This is a genomic window from Cellulomonas sp. P4_H12 (assembly GCF_056400905.1).
In genome coordinates, this window is the sequence record NZ_JBFUKJ010000007.1 from 25,264 (window position 1) to 43,486 (window position 18,223).

Below are 18,223 nucleotides of genomic sequence, written 5' to 3' on the forward strand. Positions count from 1 at the left end.
CCGACAATCGCACATCTGTTCGACGTGAGCGAACGCACATCCGGCCCGACGTGCCGCTCCCCCGCCGCGGCGTCATGCTTCGCTCGTGGACAGACCCGACGCCGCCGTCGACCCGCCGCTGGTGCCCATCGAGGACTACGCCGTGCTCGGGGACGGGAAGACCGCCGCGCTCGTCTCGCGCCGCGGCTCGGTCGACTGGATGTGCCTGCCCACGTTCGACTCCGCCGCCTGCTTCGCCCGTCTGCTCGGCACCCCGGACAACGGGCGGTGGCTGCTCAGCGTGCGGGACGCCACCACGGTGACCCGGCGCTACCTGGACGACTCCTTCGTCCTGGAGACCACGTACGAGACGGCCGACGGGACGGCGGTGGCCCAGGAGACCATGCCGCTCAACGACGGCCGCGCCGACCTCGTGCGGCGGCTCGTCTGCACCCGCGGCACCGTCGAGGTCGAGCATGAGTGGGTCGTGCGGTTCGGGTACGGGGCCGTCGAGCCCTGGGTGCGGCGCATCACCGACGACGCCGGCGACGACGCCATCCGCGCGATCGCCGGTCCGGACTCCCTGCTGCTCCGCGGCGACCGGCTGCCCGTGCCCGACGACCACCGGCACGCGGACCGGTTCACGCTGCGCGAGGGCCAGTCCGTCGAGCTGGCCCTGACCTGGACGCGGTCCTGGGACCCGGTGCCGCCGCGGCTGACCATCGAGGACCGGATCGACAGCACCCGGATCAGCTGGGGCCTGTGGGCGCGCAGCTGCGCGTACACGGGCTCGTACCGCGAGGCCGTGGTCCGGTCCCTGCTGGTGCTGCGGATGCTCACCGACTCGGAGACCGGCGGCATCGTGGCGGCGGCGACCACCTCGCTGCCCGAGGACTTCGGCGGCGAGCGCAACTGGGACTACCGCTTCTGCTGGCTGCGCGACGCCGCCATGACGCTCGAGGCGCTGCTCGAGCACGGCTACCGCGTGGAGGCGACCGAGTGGCGCGACTGGCTGCTGCGAGCGGTCGCCGGCAACCCCGCGGACCTCCAGATCATGTACGGCATCGACGGAGGGCGTGACCTGCCGGAGCGCGAGCTGGACCACCTCGCGGGGTACGCGGGATCGACGCCGGTCCGCATCGGCAACGCCGCCGTGGGCCAGGTGCAGAACGACGTGCTCGGCGAGGTGATGTGCGCGCTCGAGCTGGCCCGGGCGGCCGGTCTCGTCGAGACCGACGACTCCTGGTCCCTGCAGCGCCGGCTGGTCGACGACCTGCTCACGCGCTGGCGCGAGCCCGACCGCGGCATCTGGGAGGTCCGCGGCGACCCGCAGCACTTCACGCACTCCAAGGTCATGGCCTGGGCCGCGGTCGACCGCGCGGTCCGCGCGATCGAGAAGCACGGCCTCGACGGCCCGGTGGACCGGTGGCGCGAGGAGCGCGAGGCCATCCACGCGGACGTCCTCGCCCACGCCTGGGACGCCGAGCGCGGCACGTTCGTCCAGGCGTACGGCGCGGCGCACACCGATGCGGCACTGCTCCAGATGACGCAGGTCGGGTTCCTGCCGGCCGACGACCCCCGCATCGTCTCCACCCTCGCCATGATCCGCGCCGAGCTCGAGGTCGCGCCCGGCCTGCTGCGCCGCTACCGCACGGAGCACACCGACGACGGGGTTCCCGGTGACGAGCACGCGTTCCTCGCGTGCTCGTTCTGGCTCGCCGACGCCCTCGCCCGGGCCGACGACGTCGCCGGCTCGACCAAGGTGCTCGACATCCTCGTCGGCCTGGCCAACGACGTGGGGCTGCTGGCGGAGCAGTACGACCCCGGGGGCCGCCGGATGGCGGGGAACTTTCCGCAGGCCCTGTCGCACCTGGCGCTGGTCCGCGCGGTGCACAGCCACGACCTCGCGCTCGAGCGGGCCGCCGGATGACCGACGACGTGCTCGAGATCCGCCGAACGTCCGTGGGCCCGATGGACAACAACGCCTACCTGCTGACGTGCCGTGTCACCGGCGCGCAGCTGTTGGTCGACGCCGCCGACGACGCCGACCGGCTGCTCGCCCTGGTCGCCGAGGGGACGGGGAGCCTCGACCAGGTCGTCACCACGCACCGGCACCCCGACCACCACCGCGCCCTCGCGTCGGTCGTCGCGGCGACCGGAGCGTCGACGGCCGCGGGAGCGGACGACGCGGACGCGATCACGGAGGCGACCGCCGTCCCGATCACCCGGCGGCTGCAGCACGGCGACACGGTGACGCTCGGCCGGGTCGTCCTCGACGTCATCGCCCTGCGCGGCCACACGCCCGGGTCGGTGGCTCTGGCACACACCGAGCCCGGCGGACGGGTGCACGTGTTCACGGGCGACTCGCTGTTCCCCGGCGGCGTCGGCGCCACGAAGGGGCCCGAGGCCTTCACCCAGCTGTACGACGACGTCGTCAGCCGGCTCTTCGACCGCTTCCCCGACGAGACCCGCGTCTACCCCGGGCACGGCCGCGACACCACCCTCGGGGCCGAGCGCCCCCAGCTGGCGGAGTGGCGCGCCCGCGGCTGGTGAGGCTCAGCCCTCCAGGATCTGCTCGCGCACGACGCGCCGCAGCACCTTGCCCACCTGCGACCTCGGCAGCTCGTCGACCATGACGAGCCGGCGCGGGAGCGCGTAGCGGGCCAGGTGCTTCTCGCCCCAGGCGCGCACGGCCTCCAGGTCGACTCGGTGCGCGCCCGGCTCGAGGACCACCGCGGCGACCACGGTCTCGCCCAGATCCCCTCCCGGCACGCCCACGACCGCGACGTCGGCGATGCCGGGCATGGTCCGCAACCAGTCCTCGACCTGCGACGGATACACCTTGAAGCCGCCGCTGACGATGACCTCCTTGATGCGGTCGACGAGCACGACCCACCCGGTCTCGTCGACGGTGACGATGTCGCCGGTGCGCAGCCATCCGTCGTCGAGCAGCTGCTCCGCCGTCTCGTCGGGCCGGTTCCAGTACCCGGCGAACACCTGCGGGCCCCGGATCAGCAGCTCCCCGCGCTCCCCCGGCTCGACCTCGCGGGTGACGTCCGTCGGGTCGACCACGCGGATGCTCGTGCTCGGGAACGGCAGGCCGAGCGTGCCCGGGCGGCGCGCGTCGGTGAGCGGGTTGCCCAGCGCCACCGGCGAGGTCTCGGTCATGCCGTACCCCTCGATGACGAGTCCGCCGGTGACCTCCTCCCAGGCCTGGGCCGTCGAGGCGGGCAGCGCCATCGCGCCGGAGATCGCGTAGCGGAACGACGTGAGGTTCGCCCCGGTGGCGCGCGCGGCGGCGGCGAGGCGGTCGAGCATCGGCGGGACGGCCGGCAGGAAGGTGCCGGGGACGCGCTTCTGGGTGTCGAGCACGCGCTCCGGGTCGAACGACGGGAACGCGACGAGCGTCGCGGCGACGCGCATCGCGTAGCTGAGGCACAGCGTCAGCCCGAACGCGTGGAAGAACGGCAGGACGCCGTAGACGACCTCCGTACCCGGTGCGGCGCCGGTCCACGCCTGCCCCTGGACCGTGTTGGCGACGAGGTTGCGGTGCGTGAGCATGGCTCCCTTCGGCGTCCCCGTGGTACCGCCGGTGTACTGCAGCAGGGCGACGTCAGCCGCGGTCGGCACCGGGTGACCGGGGTCGAGCGGGGCCGCGCGGGCAACCAGCCGGTGCCACATGGGAAAGGCGGGCGGCACCTTGCCGCACATCGCCGCGCGTGCCTTGCGGGCGCTCGGCAGGGGCAGCCGCAGCGCGAGGCGCTTGCCGCGCGGCAGGTCGGCGGAGAGGTCGACGGCGACGACCGCCTTGAGCGCGGTCCGCGGCAGCGACTCGAGCACGCGCGGCACGGCCTTCTCCCACACCACGGCCACGACGGCGCCCGAGTCGGCGAGCTGGTGCGCGAGCTCGCCGGCCGAGTAGGTGGGGTTGTGCTCGACGACCACCGCGCCGATCCGCAGGGCCGCGTAGAACGCGACCACATGGCTCGTGCAGTTCGGCATGACCAGGGCGACGCGGTCACCGGGCCGGACGCCCAGGTCGAGGAGCACCTGCGCGCCGCGGGCGACGGAGTCGGCCATCGCGCGGTACGTCGTGGCGGCGCCGAGGAAGTCGACCGCCGTCCGCTCGGGCCACGTCTGGGCGGCGCGATCGAGCGCGGCGGTGAGCGGTTCGTCGGGGATCGCCACCTCGCGGGGAGCGCCGGTGGAGGCTGCGGACGGACGGCCTGATCCCACGGTGGTCATCTCCCGAGCCTAACCTACGGTTGCGTAAGTTACTTGTGAGTAGGTTGTGCGTCGCGCTCGCGGGACCAGCGCGTCACCGTGAGGCCGTCGGCCTCCACCTCGACGATCCCCCGGACGAACGAGGCCCGCTCCAGGACCCGCTCGCTCGCCGTGTTCTCGAGCATGGTGAGCGCCTGCACGCGGTCCGCACCGTGGGACAAGGCCCAGCCCGACAGGGCGCGAACCGCCTCCGTCGCGAGGCCGTGCCCGCGCCCCTCGGGCAGGAACGCGTAGTACAGGTACGGGCCGTCGACACGGAGCACGATGCCGGCCGTGCCGAGTGCGAGCCCGTCGCGCTCGACGACGAAGCGCCCGCCCCTCCCCTCCGCCCGGTTCGCCAGGTTGCGCGCCACCCGCTCGCGCGCCTCGTCGGCGCCGATGTCCGCCGGGTAGTACGTCCAGCGCGGCACGTCGGGCACCCGAGAGAGGGTGTAGTCGAGCTCCCAGTCGTCCTCGCGCACCGCACGGAGGCGCGCGGCACCGAGATCCAGCTCGTCGGGCAGCTCCACGTCAGGCCTCCGGCGGTCCGAGCACCGAGGTGGCGACGGTGGCGTGCGCGGACTCGTCGTCGGACGGGTGGAACAGGCCCGCAAGAACGTCGCGGTACAACCGCCCGAGCTCGCTGCCGCTGAAGTACGAGCCCCCGCCGGAGACGCGGATCGCGTTGTCGACGACCACGCGGGCGGACTCGGTGGCCCGCACCTTGAGCCCCACCAGCTGGGCGAACCACCGGCTGCCGTGGTCGACCTGCTCGTCGACGTCGCGGGCCAGCGCGAACACCTGGAGCTCCGCGCCGTCCTGCGCGAGCACGGCGTCGGCGATCCTCCAGCGGATGTCCGGGTCCTGGGCGTAGGCGCGGCCGTCGTACTTCAGGGACGTCCGGCGCCGCGCCGCTGCGACGCCCAGCTCGATCGCGCGCCGCCCGATCCCCGTGTAGACGGCGCCGAGCAGGATCTCGAAGACGGCGAAGAGCGCGAAGACGAACGAGTCCGCGCTCGGGCCGGCCGGCAGGGAGCGGTAGACCCGGTCGGGCCGAGCGAGAGCACCGTCGAGGACGGTGGTCGCCGACTGCGTGGCCCGCATGCCCAGGGTGTCCCAGTCGTCGCGGGCCTGGATCCCGCCGTCCTCGCGCGCGACGACGCCGTGCACGAGGCGCGGGTCGTCGGGGTCGGAGTCGTCCAGCCCGAACGTCGCCAGCCGGGTCCACACCGGAGACAGCGACGTGAAGATCTTCGTGCCCGTGTACCGGTACGCACCGTCGGGCTGGCGCTCGGCGCGCGTCCGGGAGCCGAACATGACGAGGTCGTTGCCCGCCTCGGAGTTGCCGAACGCGAAGATCTCGCCCGCCGCGGCGTCTCGCAGCACGAACTCGACGGAGTCGTCCCCGCGACCCACCAGCAGCGCGGCCAGCCCGGTGACGACGAGGTGCATGTTGACCGCCAGCGCGGTCGCGGGCGCGGCGGCCGCGAGGCGGACCTGCTCGCGCGCGACCTCCTCCAGCGTGAGACCCGCGCCGCCGAGCGACTCCGGCACGAACGCCCTCAGGTAGCCGGCCGCCACGAGGTCCGCCAGGTCGTCGTGCGGAAAGGTGTTCTCGCGGTCGTGCCCGGGCGCTCGCTCGTGGATCCGCTCGAGCAGGTCGTCGGTGAGCAGCGTGCGCAACGTGCGGGCCATGTCAGCACTCTGCCACCGGCTCGGGCAGGATGGCGCCATGCCCACCTATGCCGTCCGCTACACCTACGACGAGCGCGACGACGTGCGCGACGTGTTCCGGGCCGAGCACCGCGCCTACCTGTCGGGGCTGGCCGACCAGGGCACGCTCCTGGTCTCCGGACCGTTCGCGGACGGCGCCCCCGGCGCCCTGCTCGTGTTCCGCGCGGACGACCGGGCGGTGGTCGACGCCCTCCTCGCGGCCGACCCCTTCGCGCGCGAGGGCCTGGTGGCCGACGCCGACGTGCGCGCGTGGGAGCTGGTGCTCGGCCCCTGGGCGGCCTGACCGCTCAGTCCCCGGCCTGCTTCGTCCCCGCGGCCGCGGCCGAGCGCTCGTCGAGGCGAACCTTGAGGATGCTGGCGAGCGCCGTCACGGTCAGGATCGCGACGATGGTGCAGAGCGACAGCCAGATGGGGATCTCCGGCGCCCACTGCACGGGCTCGCCGCCGTTGATGAACGGCACCTCGTTCTCGTGCAGCGCGTGCGCCACGAGCTTGACGCCGATGAACCCCAGCAGGACGGCGAGCCCGATGTTGAGGTAGACCAGCCGCTTGAGCAGGTCGCCGAGCAGGAAGTACAGCTGGCGCAGCCCCATGAGCGCGAACAGGTTGGCCATGAGAACGAGGTACGGCTCGCTGGTCAGGCCGAAGATCGCCGGGATCGAGTCGAACGCGAACAGCAGGTCCGTGGCACCCAGCGCGACGAGCACGACGAACATCGGCGTCATCAGCCGGCGGCCCTTCTCCACCACCGTCAGCCTGACCCCGTGATACTCCGGCGTCGCCGGGAAGACGCGCTGCACGATCCGGAGCAGCAGCGGCGGGTGGAACTCGTCGTCGTCGCCCGCCGCGCCCTCGCGCCCCACCTTCCAGGCGGTCCAGACGAGGAACGCGCCGAACAGGTAGAACACCCAGCTGAACGCGTCGATGACCGCGGCGCCGGCCCAGATGAAGATCCCGCGGAACACCAGTGCCAGGATGATCCCGATGAGCAGCGCCGTCTGCTGGTAGGCACGTGGGACCGCGAACTTGCCCATGATCAGCAGGAACACGAACAGGTTGTCCACCGACAGCGAGTACTCCGTCAGCCAGCCTGCGTAGAACTGGCCCGCGTACTCCGCCCCCCAGTGCATCCACACCCACCCGCCGAACAGCACGGCGAGCCCGATGTAGATCGCCAGGTAGCGCAGGCACTCGGCCGTCGTCGGCACGTGCGGACGCCGACCGACGACGGCGATGTCGACGACGAGCAACGCGCCGGCCAGGCCGAGCGAGACGATCCAGACGAGAGAGTCGACGTGCAAGGGGTGGTCCTCAGTTCTCGGTCTTCGACGCGATGCTCGCGTCGCTGCGGGTCTTCAGCAGGCTCAGGACGGTCGCCACGACGAGGGTGCCGAGGATGACCGTGAGCGACAGCCAGATGGGGATCTCGGGCGCCCACGACACGGGCTCGCCGTTGTTGATGAACGGCAGCTCGTTGACGTGCAGGGCGTGCAGCACCAGCTTGACGCCGATGAACCCGAGGATGATCGCGAGGCCCTGCGAGAGGTAGATGAGCCGCTCGAGCAGGCCGCCGATGAGGAAGTACAGCTGGCGCAGGCCCAGCAGCGCGAACGCGTTCGCCGTGAAGACGATGTACGGCTCCTCCGTCAGGCCGTAGATCGCGGGGATCGAGTCGAGCGCGAAGAGCACGTCCGTCGACCCGATCGCGACCATGACGACGAGCATCGGCGTGAAGAACCGCTTGCCGTCGAGCCGCACCGTGAGCCGGTCGCCGTGGTACTCCTCGACGGTCGGGACGAAGCGCTTGAACAGGCGCACGGCGATGCCGTCGCGCTCCTCGCGCGGATCGGGGTGCTCGGCGTCGTGGTGCTCGCGCGCCAGCTTGACGGCCGTGTACACCAGGAACGCGCCGAAGATGTAGAACACCCACGAGAACTGCTCGATGGCGGCCGCGCCGGCCAGGATGAACACCGTCCGCAGGACCAGCGCGATGACGACGCCGACCAGGAGCACCTTCTGCTGGTACTCACGGKGTACCGCGAACTTCGTCATGATGATGAGGAAGACGAAGAGGTTGTCCACCGAGAGGCTCTTCTCGGTGATGTACCCGGCGAAGTACTCGGTACCGGGTCCCCAGCCCCACGCCAGGCCGACGACGACGCCGAACACGAGCGCGAGCACGATGTAGAAGATCGACCAGCGCGCCGACTCCGAGAAGCTCGGCGCGTGCGGCGTGCGCACGTGGGCGTAGAAGTCGAAGACGATCAGGCCGACGACGAAGACCGCCGTTGCCCCCCAGACCCAGCCGGCCACGTCCATGCAGATACCTCCGGTACGAGAGTTGCTTCGGTACCGAAGGTCTCCCCCGCCCGCACCGGACTGTCGCGGACCGATCCAGCCGGGCCCCGCGCGGGCGGGTCCGTGATGACGACGGGATCGTGTGTGGGGTACTCCCCTTCAACGAGCGCCAGCATAGGGCACGCAGGCCTCGGTGACGCTGCCCGGCGGTCCCTCGACGCCGCGGGCGCCTGCCTCACTGCAGGCAGAACTCGTTGCCCTCCGGGTCGGTCATCACGATCCAGAAGGAGCCCGGCCCCTCCTCGCCCTCGAACACCTGTTGCTCCGTCGCGCCGAGCGCCACCAGCTCCGCGGCCCGCGCCCGGCAGCGCGCGGGCCGGTCGGCGCGCGGCAGACCCGACCCGACGTTGACGTCGAGGTGGACGCGGTTCTTCGCCGTCTTGCCCTCCGGCACCTTCTGGAACAACAGCCGGGGACCGGCGCCGTCGGGGTCGACCACCGCGTACGCCGTGTCCCGCTGGTCCGGCGGGACGCCGGTCGCGTCGAGGAAGTCGTCCCAGCTGGCTTGGCCGTCGGGCGGCGGCTGCTCGATGTAGCCGAGCACCTCACCCCAGAACCGCCCGAGCGCTGCCGGGTCGGCCGCGTCGAACGTCACCTGGACCGGGACCGCCATGGTCGCTCCTCTCTGTGCGCGCTCAGGCCGTGGCGGCCTGCATCTGGCGCAGCTCCTTCTTCATGCCCGAGATCTCGTCGCGCAGGCGCGCCGCCAGCTCGAACTGGAGCTCGGCGGCCGCGGCGTGCATCTGGTCGGACAGCTGCTGGATCAGGTCCGCGAGCTCGCCGGCGGCCGCACCTGTGAGACGCGTCCGCTCGTCGCGCGGCCCGCCCTTGGAGCCGAAGCCGGGCACCGGGGCCTTGCCCCGGCTGGTCTGCCGACCACCGCCCCCGAGCAGCTCCGCCGTGTCCGCGTCCTCTCGGGCCAGCAGGTCCGTGATGTCGCCGATCTTCTTGCGCAGCGGCGTGGGATCGATGCCGTTCTCGAGGTTGTAGGCCACCTGACGCTCCCGCCGGCGGCTGGTCTCCTCGATGGCCTGCGCCATGCCGTCGGTGATCCGGTCCGCGTACATGTGCACCTCGCCGGACACGTTGCGCGCGGCGCGGCCGATCGTCTGGATCAGCGATCGTCCCGAGCGCAGGAAGCCCTCCTTGTCGGCGTCGAGGATGGCCACCAGCGACACCTCGGGCAGGTCGAGGCCCTCGCGCAGCAGGTTGATGCCGACGAGCACGTCGTACTCGCCGAGCCGCAGCTCGCGCAGCAGCTCGACGCGCCGGAGGGTGTCGACCTCCGAGTGCAGGTACCGGACCCGCACGCCCTTCTCCAGGAAGTAGTCCGTGAGGTCCTCGGCCATCTTCTTGGTGAGCGTGGTGACCAGCACGCGCTCGTCCTTCTCCACGCGGTCGTGGATCTCGCCCAGCAGGTCGTCAATCTGCCCCGTGGTGGGCTTCACCACGACCTTGGGGTCCACCAGGCCGGTGGGGCGGATGATCTGCTCGACCACGCCGTCGGAGATGGACAGCTCGTAGTTGCCGGGGGTCGCCGACAGGTACACGGTCTGCCCGATCCGGTCGACGAACTCCTCCCACCGCAGCGGTCGGTTGTCCGTGGCGCTGGGCAGGCGGAACCCGTGGTCGACGAGCGCCCGCTTGCGCGACATGTCGCCCTCGAACATCGCGCCGATCTGCGGCACGGTCACGTGCGACTCGTCGATGACCAGCAGGAAGTCCTCGGGGAAGTAGTCGATGAGCGTGTTGGGCGCCGTGCCGGCGCTGCGCCCGTCGATGTGCCGCGAGTAGTTCTCGATGCCCGAGCACGAGCCGATCTGGCGCATCATCTCGATGTCGTACGTGGTCCGCATGCGGAGCCGCTGGGCCTCGAGGAGCTTGTTCTGCCGCTCGAGCTCCGCCAGGCGCTCCTCCAGCTCGAGCTCGATGCCGTTGATCGCGCGCTCCATGCGCTCCGGCCCCGCCACGTAGTGGGTGGCCGGGAAGATGTGCATCTGCTTCTCCGACCGCACGACGTCGCCCGTCAGGGGGTGCAGCGTGGCGATCGCCTCGATCTCGTCGCCGAAGAACTCGATCCGGAYGGCSAGCTCCTCGTASRMCGGGATGATCTCGACSGTGTCGCCSCGSACCCGGAACGWSCCGCGGGTGAACGCSAYGTCGTTGCGGKTGTACTGCATGGTGACGAACTTGCGGAGCAGCTGGTCGCGGTCCACCTGGTCGCCCACCGACAGCGTCACCATCCGGTCGACGTACTCCTGCGGCGTGCCCAGGCCGTAGATGCAGCTCACCGACGCGACCACGATGACGTCCCGGCGCGTGAGCAGCGAGCTGGTGGCGGAGTGCCGGAGGCGCTCGACCTCGTCGTTGATCGACGAGTCCTTCTCGATGTAGGTGTCCGTCTGCGCGATGTACGCCTCGGGCTGGTAGTAGTCGTAGTACGACACGAAGTACTCGACGGCGTTGTTGGGCAGCAGCTCGCGGAACTCCGTGGCCAGCTGGGCGGCGAGCGTCTTGTTGGGCGCCATGACCAGCGTCGGGCGCTGCACCCGCTCGATCAGCCAGGCCGTGGTCGCCGACTTGCCGGTACCCGTGGCGCCGAGCAGCACGACGTCCTTCTCGCCCGCGTTGATCCGGGCCGACAGCTCCTTGATCGCCTTGGGCTGGTCACCCGACGGCGTGTACTCGGAGATCACCTCGAACGGCGCGACGGTCCGCTGGAGGTCGGTGACTGGACGCATGCCACAACCGTACGTGCCGCCACCGACACGTGCGGGCTACGCCAGGGTGCCCGCGGAGACCCTCACATCCGTGGTCGTCGACAGCGCGGCACGCACCACGGCGAGCAGCGCCGTCGCGGCGTCGGAGACGTCGAGCGCGGGTGCGCCGTCGACCACCTGAGCCGGGGTGCGTGGGACGTGCACGAACCCGCCGCGGACGCCGGGGCGCCCGGCCAGCAGGTGCTGCAGGGCGTAGAACGTGGCGTTGCAGACGTACAGCCCGGCGGTGTTCGACACCTCGACGGGCACGCCGGCGTCGCGCACCGCGGCCGCGCACGCCTTGACGGGGAGCGTCGAGAAGAACGCGGCCGGCGCGCCGGCGATGACCGGGACGTCGATGGGCGCGGACCCGTCCACGTCGGGGATCCGCGCGTCGATCACGTTCACGGCCACCCGCTCCACCCGGACGGCCGACGACCCGCCGGCCTCCCCGGCGCACACGACCAGGTCCGGCTCGACCTCCGCGATCGCCGACCGCAGCTGCTGTCGCGCGCCCCGGAACGACACGGGCAGCTCCCGCACCTCGAGCTCGATCGGCCCGGTCCACCGCGCCGCCACCTCGCGCACCGCGAGCCACGACGCGTTGACCGCCTGCCCGTCGAACGGCCCGAACCCCGTCAGCAGGACGCGGGTCACGGCGTCTCGGCCGCGAGCTCGTCGGCCCGCTCCACCGCGAGCCGGTCCCAGAGGGCGTCCACCTGCGCGCGCAGGTCCTCGTCGCTGCCCGTGCCGTCCAGCACCACGTCGGCCACGGCCAGGCGCTCGTCGTCGCTCGCCTGCGCGGACACGCGCGCCTCCGCCTCGACCCGGTCCATACCCCGGAGCCGGACCAGCCGCTCGACCCGCAGGACCGCCGGCGCGTGCACGACGACCAGGACGTGGAAGGCGTCGGCCTGACCGGTCTCGACCAGCAGGGGGATGTCGTGCACGACGACCGCGCCGTGGTCAGTCACGGACGACGACGCCTCGCGCTCGGCCGAGAGCCGCCGCACGATCGGGTGCACGATCGCGTCCAGCCGCGCCCTCGCCGCCGGGTCGCTGAACACGATCCGGGCCAGTGCGGCCCTGTCCAGGGACCCGTCCGGCGCCAGCACCCCGGCCCCGAACTCCTCGACGACCGCGTCCAGACCGGCCGAACCGGGGGCCACGGCCTCACGCGCCAGCACGTCGGAGTCGATCACCACCGCCCCGAGCTCGCCCAGCCGCCGCGCCGCGACGGACTTGCCGGCCGCGATCCCGCCTGTCAGACCGATGCGTTGCATCCGTCCATCCTGCCCTGCGCGGGGCCCGGGTGCCGAGCCCGGGTACGCCGAAGGCCGGCCACCGCGAGGGTGACCGGCCTTCGAGCGTCAGGCGTGGATCAGTTGCCCGTGAGCTTCTCGCGCAGAGCGGCGAGCGCCTCGTCGGACGCGAGCGTGCCCGCGGCCTCCTCGGTGGACGACGAGTACGTCGACGGCACGGGGCCGGCGGACGAGCTCGACGAGCTGGAGGACGACGTCGCACCGTCGGCACCGGCCGAGGCAGCCTCGGCGTCGGCCTTCGCGGCGTCGGCGACCTGCTTGCGGTGCGCCTCCCAGCGCTCGTGGGCCTGCGCGTACTGCGCCTCCCACACCTCGCGCTGAGCCTCGAAGCCCTCGAGCCACTCGTTCGTGGCCGGGTCGAAGCCCTCGGGGTACTTGTAGTTGCCGGCGTCGTCGTACTCGGCCGCCATGCCGTACAGCGCGGGGTCGAAGTCCTCGCTGGCCGGGTCGAAGCCCTCGTTCGCCTGCTTGAGCGACAGCGAGATACGGCGACGCTCCAGGTCGATGTCGATGACCTTGACGAAGACGTCGTCGCCCACCTGGACGACCTGCTCCGGGATCTCGACGTGGCGCACGGCCAGCTCCGAGATGTGCACGAGGCCCTCGATGCCGTCCTCGACACGCACGAACGCGCCGAACGGGACCAGCTTGGTGACCTTGCCCGGGACGACCTGCCCGATGGCGTGCGTGCGGGCGAAGGCCTGCCACGGGTCCTCCTGCGTCGCCTTCAGCGACAGGGAGACACGCTCGCGGTCGAAGTCGACGTCGAGAACCTCGACGGTGACTTCCTGGCCGACCTCGACGACCTCGGACGGGTGGTCGATGTGCTTCCAGGACAGCTCGGAGACGTGCACGAGCCCGTCCACGCCACCCAGGTCCACGAACGCACCGAAGTTGACGATCGAGGACACGACACCGGGGCGGACCTGGCCCTTCTGCAGCGTCTGCAGGAAGGTGGAGCGCACCTCGGACTGCGTCTGCTCGAGCCAGGCACGGCGCGACAGGACCACGTTGTTGCGGTTCTTGTCGAGCTCGATGATCTTGGCCTCGATCTCCTTGCCGACGTACGGCTGGAGGTCGCGGACGCGACGCATCTCCACCAGCGACGCGGGCAGGAAGCCGCGCAGACCGATGTCGAGGATGAGGCCGCCCTTGACGACCTCGATGACGGTGCCGGTGACGACGCCGTCCTCCTCCTTGATCTTCTCGATCGTGCCCCAGGCGCGCTCGTACTGTGCGCGCTTCTTGGACAGGATCAGCCGGCCTTCCTTGTCCTCCTTCTGGAGGACGAGGGCCTCGACTGCGTCGCCGACCTTGACAACCTCACCGGGGTCCACGTCGTGCTTGATGGACAGCTCACGGGAGGGGATGACGCCCTCGGTCTTGTAACCGATGTCGAGCAGGACCTCGTCGCGGTCGACCTTGACGATGGTGCCCTCGACGATGTCGCCATCGTTGAAGTACTTGATGGTGGCGTCGATCGCGGCGAGGAAGTCCTCGGCCGAGCCGATGTCGTTGATCGCGACCTGCGGGGTGGCGGGCTTCGCGGGGGTGGTGATGCTCATGTAGGGATGGGCTCCGATGCGGACAGGGATGTTGTTCGGGCTGTGCGTTGTGCCGGCGGCACGGTGATGTACGTAAGACAGACAGATGGTGATCGCGATCTGGTGGGACGCCCTCGACTCCCCGGAGAGAGCCCCCGCACGAGCAGTACGAGTGAGGACACGCCGACGCAACAAGGCGCGCGGCACCGCCGTCCACCCTATCCGGGTGACGATGGGCAGGTCAAAGCCGGTCAGGCGAGCGCCCGGGCGACCGCGAGGAGCTCGTCGGGAACGTACTTGACCTTCCCCGCCACCTCGCTGAGCGGCACCATCTCGACCGACTCGCCGCGCAGCGCCGTCATGACGTCCGACTGGCCCGCGCTGGCGGCGTCGATGGCGGCGACGCCGAACCGCGAGCCGAGGATCCGGTCGACGTGCGTCGGGATGCCGCCGCGCTGCACGTGGCCCAGCACGACGACCCGGGTGTCGAAGCCCGTCCGCGTCTCGATCTCCACCTTGAGCCGCTCACCGATGGCGCCCGCGACGATGTCGCCGAACTTCCCCGTCTGCGTCTCGTAGTCCATGGAGGTGCCCGGCGCCGGGACCGCACCCTCGGCCACGACGATGATCGAGAAGCTGGCGTGCGCGCGGTGCCGGTGCTTGAGGAACCGCTCGATCTTGTCGATGTCGAACGGCGCCTCGGGGGTCAGCACGATCTCGGCTCCCCCGGCGATGCCCGAGGTCGCCGCGATCCACCCGGCGTGCCGGCCCATGACCTCGACGATCATCACGCGGTTGTGGCTCTCCGCGGTGGTGTGGATGCGGTCGATCGCCTCGGTGGCGATGGAGACGGCGGTGTCGAAGCCGATCGACTGGTCGGTGCCCCACACGTCGTTGTCGATGGTCTTCGGGATGGCGACGATGCGGACGCCGGCCTCGGCCACCTTGCTCGCGGCGTGCAGCGTGCCGTCGCCGCCGATGCAGATGAGCGCCTCGATGCGCTCCGACTCGAGCGTGGAGAGCACCGCGTCGAGCCCGCCGTCGGAGGCGTGCGGGTGGTACCGCGCGGTGCCGAGCAGCGTGCCGCCGACGGCCAGCTGGTTGCGGATGTGCTGACGGGTCAGCGGCACGCTGAAGCCGTCGACCACGCCGCGCCACCCGTTCCGGAACCCGATGATCGTGTGGCCGTACTCGCCCTCGCCACGCTTGACCACCGCGCGGATCGCCGCGTTCAGACCGGGGACGTCGCCGCCGCCCGTGAGCAGACCGACTCGCACGTGGCACTCCCTTGATGGTCGCGGGGCTCGCATGAGCCTTGCCGGAGCGCATCGTCGGGCTGCCGTGCCGACAGCGTATCCAGGTGCAGCGGCCCGCAGAGGTGACACTGGTCCTATGGATGACGACCCGTTGGCCGAGGCCGGCTACCTCGACGTGCCGGCCGAGTCGGGCGGGGCCGCGAGCCGCGGCTGGTGGGACGCGAACGCCGACGAGTACCTCGACGAGCACGGGTCGTTCCTCGGCCCCGCCGACTTCTGCTGGTGCCCCGAGGGTCTGCGCGAGAAGGACGTCCACCTGCTCGGGGACCTCACCGGCGCACGGGTGCTCGAGGTGGGCGCGGGGGCCGCGCAGTGCGCGCGCTGGCTCGTCGGCCAGGGCGTCGACGTCGTGGCGACCGACGTCTCGGCGGGCATGCTGGCGGCGGCAGCGCGGTACGACGCGGAGGTCGGTCGTGCAACGCCGCTGGTGCAGGCGGACGCGCGGGCGCTTCCGTTTGCCGACTCCTCGTTCGACGTGGCGTTCACCGCCTTCGGTGCGCTGCCGTTCGTGCCCGACGCCGACCGGGTGCACGCCGAGGTCGCTCGGGTGCTGCGCCGCGGCGGGCGGTGGGTGTTCGCCGTGACGCACCCCGTGCGGTGGGCGTTCCCCGACGACCCCGGCGAGGCCGGCCTGACGGCCACGCGCTCGTACTTCGACCGCACGCCGTACGCCGAGGTGGGCGAGTCCGGCGCCGTGCTCTACGCCGAGTACCACCGGACGCTCGGCGACCACGTCGCTGAGCTGGCGGCCGCCGGCTTCGTGCTCGATCGGCTGATCGAGCCGGAGTGGCCCGCCGGGCACGACCGGATCTGGGGCGGATGGGGACCCGTGCGGGGCGCGCGCATCCCGGGCACCGCGATCTTCGTGACGCACCTCGGGCGGCCGGTCTGAGTGGTCGGCCGCCCGAGGTGGAGCGTCAGTGCACGACCGCCTTCTCGGAGCCGGCGCCGGTCAGCGACCGGACCTCCATCTCCGCGAACTTCTCCGGGCTGGACCCGTCCTTGCTCAGGTAGGTGCCCAGGATCCCGAGGAGGAACGCCAGGGGGATCGAGATCAGGCCCGGGTTCTCCAGCGGGATCACGGCGAAGTCGATGTCCGTGTTGGTGATCATCGACAGGCTGGCGCCGGTCACCGGGTCGACCTTGCCGGACACCACGGGCGAGAACGCGATGAGCACCAGGCAGCTGATCAGGCCGCCGTACATGCTCCAGAGCGCGCCCGAGGTGTTGAACCTCTTCCAGAACAGCGAGTAGAGGATCGTCGGCAGGTTGGCGCTCGCGGCCACCGCGAACGCCAGCGCCACGAGGAACGCGACGTTCTGCCCGTTGGCGAAGATGCCGCCGATGATCGCGAGGATGCCGATGACCACGACCGTGATCCGGGCCACCCGCACCTCCCCGTCGGGCTTGACCTCGCCGTGCTTGATCACCGACGCGTAGATGTCGTGCGCGAAGGACGCCGCGGCCGTGATGGTGAGGCCGGCCACGACCGCGAGGATCGTCGCGAACGCCACCGCCGAGATGAGTCCGAGCAGCACGGTGCCGCCSAGCTCGWAGGCCAGCAGCGGCGCCGCCGAGTTCACCTTGCCCGGCGCCGCCAGGATCTTCTCCGGCCCCACGAGTGCCGCGGCGCCGTAGCCGAGCACCAGCGTGAACAGGTAGAAGATGCCGATGAGCCAGATCGCCCACACGACCGACCGACGGGCCTCCTTCGCCGACGGGACCGTGTAGAACCGCATCAGCACGTGCGGCAGGCCGGCGGTGCCGAGCACCAGGGCCAGCGCCAGCGAGAGGAAGTTCAGCTGGCTCATCGCCGTCGCGCCGTACTGCTTCCCGGGCGCGATCAGCGCCTCGCCGCCCTCGCCGGCGGTGTCGATGGCCCCCTGCAGCAGGTCGGAGAAGTTGAACCCGAACTGCGCCAGGACCCAGACCGTCATGACCGCGGCGCCGAGGATCAGCAGGACCGCCTTGATGATCTGGACCCAGGTGGTGCCCTTCATGCCGCCCACCAGGACGTAGAGGATCATCAGCGCGCCGACGACCGCGATGACGACGGACTGACCCGCCTTCGTGTCGATGCCCAGCAGCAGCGCGACGAGGCCTCCGGCGCCAGACATCTGTGCGAGCAGGTAGAAGAACACCACCGTGAGGGTGGCCAGCGCCGCCGCCATCCGCACCGGCCGCTCCTTGAGCCGGAACGACAGGACGTCCGCCATGGTGAACCGGCCCGTGTTGCGGAGCAGCTCCGCGACGAGCAGCAGGGCGACGAGCCACGCGACCAGGAAGCCGATCGAGTAGAGGAACCCGTCGTACCCGTTGACGGCGATCGCGCCGCAGATCCCGAGGAACGACGCCGCCGACAGGTAGTCGCCGGCGATGGCCGTGCCGTTCTGCGGACCGGTGAACGAGCGGCCGGCCGCGTAGTAGTCGGCGGCCGTCTTGTTGTTGCGGGAGGCCCGGAAGACGATCACGAGGGTGATCGCCACGAAGACGCCGAAGATGGCGATGTTGACGGCCGGGTTGCCGATGTCCTCGGTCTCGGCCGCGCGCAGCAGCGTGGTCAGCGACGCGCTCATGCGACACCGTCCAGGCTGTCGCCGTCCTCGATGTGCTTGCGGAGGCGCTCGGCCACCGGGTCCTGCTTGTTGTTGGCCCAGCGCGCGTAGACCATCGTGATGACGAACGTCGAGACGAACTGCCCCAGCCCGAGGAGCAGCCCGACGGTGATGTTGCCCCACAGCTTGGTCGCCATGAAGTCGTGCGCGTAGTCCGCGAGCAGCACGTACAGGAAGTACCAGGCAAGGAAGAGGGCGGTCATCGGGAACACGAAGCGACGGAACCGGCGCCGGAGCGCCTGGAACTCGTCGCTGTTCTGTACCCGTTGGTAGTCGGTCTCGCGATCTCCGAAGGTGTCGGTCACCAGCGCCTCCCGGGAGGGTGTCAGCGGC

Annotated in this window: 17 protein-coding genes; 4 read left to right on the forward strand and 13 right to left on the reverse strand. The window is 71.3% G+C overall.

The window, feature by feature from the left end; translation table 11 throughout:
• The first annotated feature begins 85 nt into the window (after positions 1 to 85).
• Positions 86 to 1,909: a glycoside hydrolase family 15 protein gene (locus AC1DQC_RS05440; RefSeq protein WP_477050201.1), complete on the forward strand. Its 1,824-nt coding sequence runs from the start codon at positions 86 to 88 to the stop codon at positions 1,907 to 1,909.
• A complete protein-coding gene (locus AC1DQC_RS05445; protein WP_477050202.1) occupies positions 1,906 to 2,532 on the forward strand; it encodes an MBL fold metallo-hydrolase in 627 nt (208 codons plus the stop codon). The genes AC1DQC_RS05440 and AC1DQC_RS05445 overlap by 4 nt, the downstream gene beginning before the upstream one ends.
• A gap of 3 nt (positions 2,533 to 2,535) precedes the next feature.
• Here AC1DQC_RS05445 and AC1DQC_RS05450 read toward each other — a convergent pair whose 3' ends face one another.
• From AC1DQC_RS05450 to AC1DQC_RS05460, 3 genes are read right to left on the reverse strand one after another with little or no spacing between them, the layout of a single operon-like run.
• The gene (locus tag AC1DQC_RS05450) at positions 2,536 to 4,224 is read right to left on the reverse strand and encodes an AMP-binding protein (RefSeq protein ID WP_477050203.1); all 1,689 of its coding nucleotides are present in this window, start codon (positions 4,222 to 4,224) and stop codon (positions 2,536 to 2,538) included.
• Positions 4,225 to 4,253: 29 nt separating this feature from the next.
• On the reverse strand, positions 4,254 to 4,772 hold the full coding sequence (locus AC1DQC_RS05455; protein ID WP_477050204.1) for a GNAT family N-acetyltransferase: 519 nt from the start codon (positions 4,770 to 4,772) through the stop codon (positions 4,254 to 4,256).
• A 1-nt stretch (position 4,773) separates the two neighbouring features.
• Entirely contained in the window at positions 4,774 to 5,937 is a 1,164-nt protein-coding gene (locus tag AC1DQC_RS05460) for an acyl-CoA dehydrogenase family protein (RefSeq protein ID WP_477050205.1), read from the reverse strand.
• Between the two features lie 37 nt (positions 5,938 to 5,974).
• On the opposite strand from AC1DQC_RS05460, the gene AC1DQC_RS05465 reads away from it, so the two are divergent.
• The gene (locus AC1DQC_RS05465; protein ID WP_477050206.1) at positions 5,975 to 6,259 is read left to right on the forward strand and encodes a YciI family protein; all 285 of its coding nucleotides are present in this window, start codon (positions 5,975 to 5,977) and stop codon (positions 6,257 to 6,259) included.
• 4 nt (positions 6,260 to 6,263) lie between these two features.
• On the opposite strand, the gene AC1DQC_RS05470 is transcribed toward AC1DQC_RS05465, so the two are convergent.
• The 8 genes from AC1DQC_RS05470 to AC1DQC_RS05505 all read right to left on the reverse strand — a co-directional run bounded on the left by AC1DQC_RS05470 (position 6,264) and on the right by AC1DQC_RS05505 (position 15,236).
• A complete protein-coding gene (locus tag AC1DQC_RS05470; protein ID WP_477050207.1) occupies positions 6,264 to 7,277 on the reverse strand; it encodes a TerC family protein in 1,014 nt (337 codons plus the stop codon).
• Between the two features lie 10 nt (positions 7,278 to 7,287).
• Positions 7,288 to 8,295 carry a TerC family protein gene (locus tag AC1DQC_RS05475; RefSeq protein WP_477050208.1) on the reverse strand — a complete coding sequence of 336 codons (1,008 nt, stop codon included), beginning with the start codon at positions 8,293 to 8,295 and terminating at the stop codon, positions 7,288 to 7,290.
• A 214-nt stretch (positions 8,296 to 8,509) separates the two neighbouring features.
• Positions 8,510 to 8,947 (reverse strand): VOC family protein, encoded by a 438-nt coding sequence (locus AC1DQC_RS05480; protein ID WP_477050209.1) that lies wholly within the window; start codon positions 8,945 to 8,947, stop codon positions 8,510 to 8,512.
• A 22-nt stretch (positions 8,948 to 8,969) separates the two neighbouring features.
• Positions 8,970 to 11,075, reverse strand: coding sequence for an excinuclease ABC subunit UvrB (gene uvrB, locus AC1DQC_RS05485; RefSeq protein ID WP_477050210.1), 2,106 nt, complete (start codon positions 11,073 to 11,075; stop codon positions 8,970 to 8,972).
• Between the two features lie 36 nt (positions 11,076 to 11,111).
• On the reverse strand, positions 11,112 to 11,750 hold the full coding sequence (pcp, locus tag AC1DQC_RS05490; RefSeq protein WP_477050211.1) for a pyroglutamyl-peptidase I: 639 nt from the start codon (positions 11,748 to 11,750) through the stop codon (positions 11,112 to 11,114).
• Positions 11,747 to 12,376, reverse strand: a complete 630-nt coding sequence (gene coaE, locus AC1DQC_RS05495) for a dephospho-CoA kinase (protein ID WP_477050212.1) — start codon at positions 12,374 to 12,376, stop codon at positions 11,747 to 11,749. Before coaE ends, pcp begins: the two co-directional genes overlap by 4 nt.
• Before the next feature lie 98 nt (positions 12,377 to 12,474).
• Positions 12,475 to 13,980, reverse strand: a complete 1,506-nt coding sequence (gene rpsA, locus AC1DQC_RS05500; RefSeq protein WP_456847097.1) for a 30S ribosomal protein S1 — start codon at positions 13,978 to 13,980, stop codon at positions 12,475 to 12,477.
• A gap of 230 nt (positions 13,981 to 14,210) precedes the next feature.
• Positions 14,211 to 15,236 (reverse strand): 6-phosphofructokinase, encoded by a 1,026-nt coding sequence (locus tag AC1DQC_RS05505; RefSeq protein ID WP_477050213.1) that lies wholly within the window; start codon positions 15,234 to 15,236, stop codon positions 14,211 to 14,213.
• 115 nt (positions 15,237 to 15,351) lie between these two features.
• Between AC1DQC_RS05505 and AC1DQC_RS05510 the strand changes: the two genes are divergently transcribed.
• Positions 15,352 to 16,167: a class I SAM-dependent methyltransferase gene (locus tag AC1DQC_RS05510; protein ID WP_477050214.1), complete on the forward strand. Its 816-nt coding sequence runs from the start codon at positions 15,352 to 15,354 to the stop codon at positions 16,165 to 16,167.
• A gap of 25 nt (positions 16,168 to 16,192) precedes the next feature.
• Here the strand turns inward: AC1DQC_RS05510 and AC1DQC_RS05515 are convergent, their stop codons facing one another.
• Both AC1DQC_RS05515 and AC1DQC_RS05520 read right to left on the reverse strand, forming a co-directional pair.
• Positions 16,193 to 17,851 carry a solute symporter family protein gene (locus AC1DQC_RS05515; protein WP_477050215.1) on the reverse strand — a complete coding sequence of 553 codons (1,659 nt, stop codon included), beginning with the start codon at positions 17,849 to 17,851 and terminating at the stop codon, positions 16,193 to 16,195.
• A complete protein-coding gene (locus AC1DQC_RS05520) occupies positions 17,848 to 18,195 on the reverse strand; it encodes a DUF485 domain-containing protein (RefSeq protein WP_477050216.1) in 348 nt (115 codons plus the stop codon). Before AC1DQC_RS05520 ends, AC1DQC_RS05515 begins: the two co-directional genes overlap by 4 nt.
• Positions 18,196 to 18,223 lie beyond the last annotated feature (28 nt).

What these genes read in the sequence shown, in the direction of transcription:
- AC1DQC_RS05445 (WP_477050202.1), top strand. Translation starts at nt 1,906, where the DNA reads ATGACCGACGACGTGCTCGAGATCCGCCGAACGTCCGTGGGCCCGATG.
- AC1DQC_RS05450 (WP_477050203.1), bottom strand. Translation starts at nt 4,224, where the DNA reads ATGACCACCGTGGGATCAGGCCGTCCGTCCGCAGCCTCCACCGGCGCT.
- AC1DQC_RS05460 (WP_477050205.1), bottom strand. Translation starts at nt 5,937, where the DNA reads ATGGCCCGCACGTTGCGCACGCTGCTCACCGACGACCTGCTCGAGCGG.
- AC1DQC_RS05465 (WP_477050206.1), top strand. Translation starts at nt 5,975, where the DNA reads ATGCCCACCTATGCCGTCCGCTACACCTACGACGAGCGCGACGACGTG.
- AC1DQC_RS05480 (WP_477050209.1), bottom strand. Translation starts at nt 8,947, where the DNA reads ATGGCGGTCCCGGTCCAGGTGACGTTCGACGCGGCCGACCCGGCAGCG.
- coaE (WP_477050212.1), bottom strand. Translation starts at nt 12,376, where the DNA reads ATGCAACGCATCGGTCTGACAGGCGGGATCGCGGCCGGCAAGTCCGTC.
- rpsA (WP_456847097.1), bottom strand. Translation starts at nt 13,980, where the DNA reads ATGAGCATCACCACCCCCGCGAAGCCCGCCACCCCGCAGGTCGCGATC.
- AC1DQC_RS05510 (WP_477050214.1), top strand. Translation starts at nt 15,352, where the DNA reads ATGGATGACGACCCGTTGGCCGAGGCCGGCTACCTCGACGTGCCGGCC.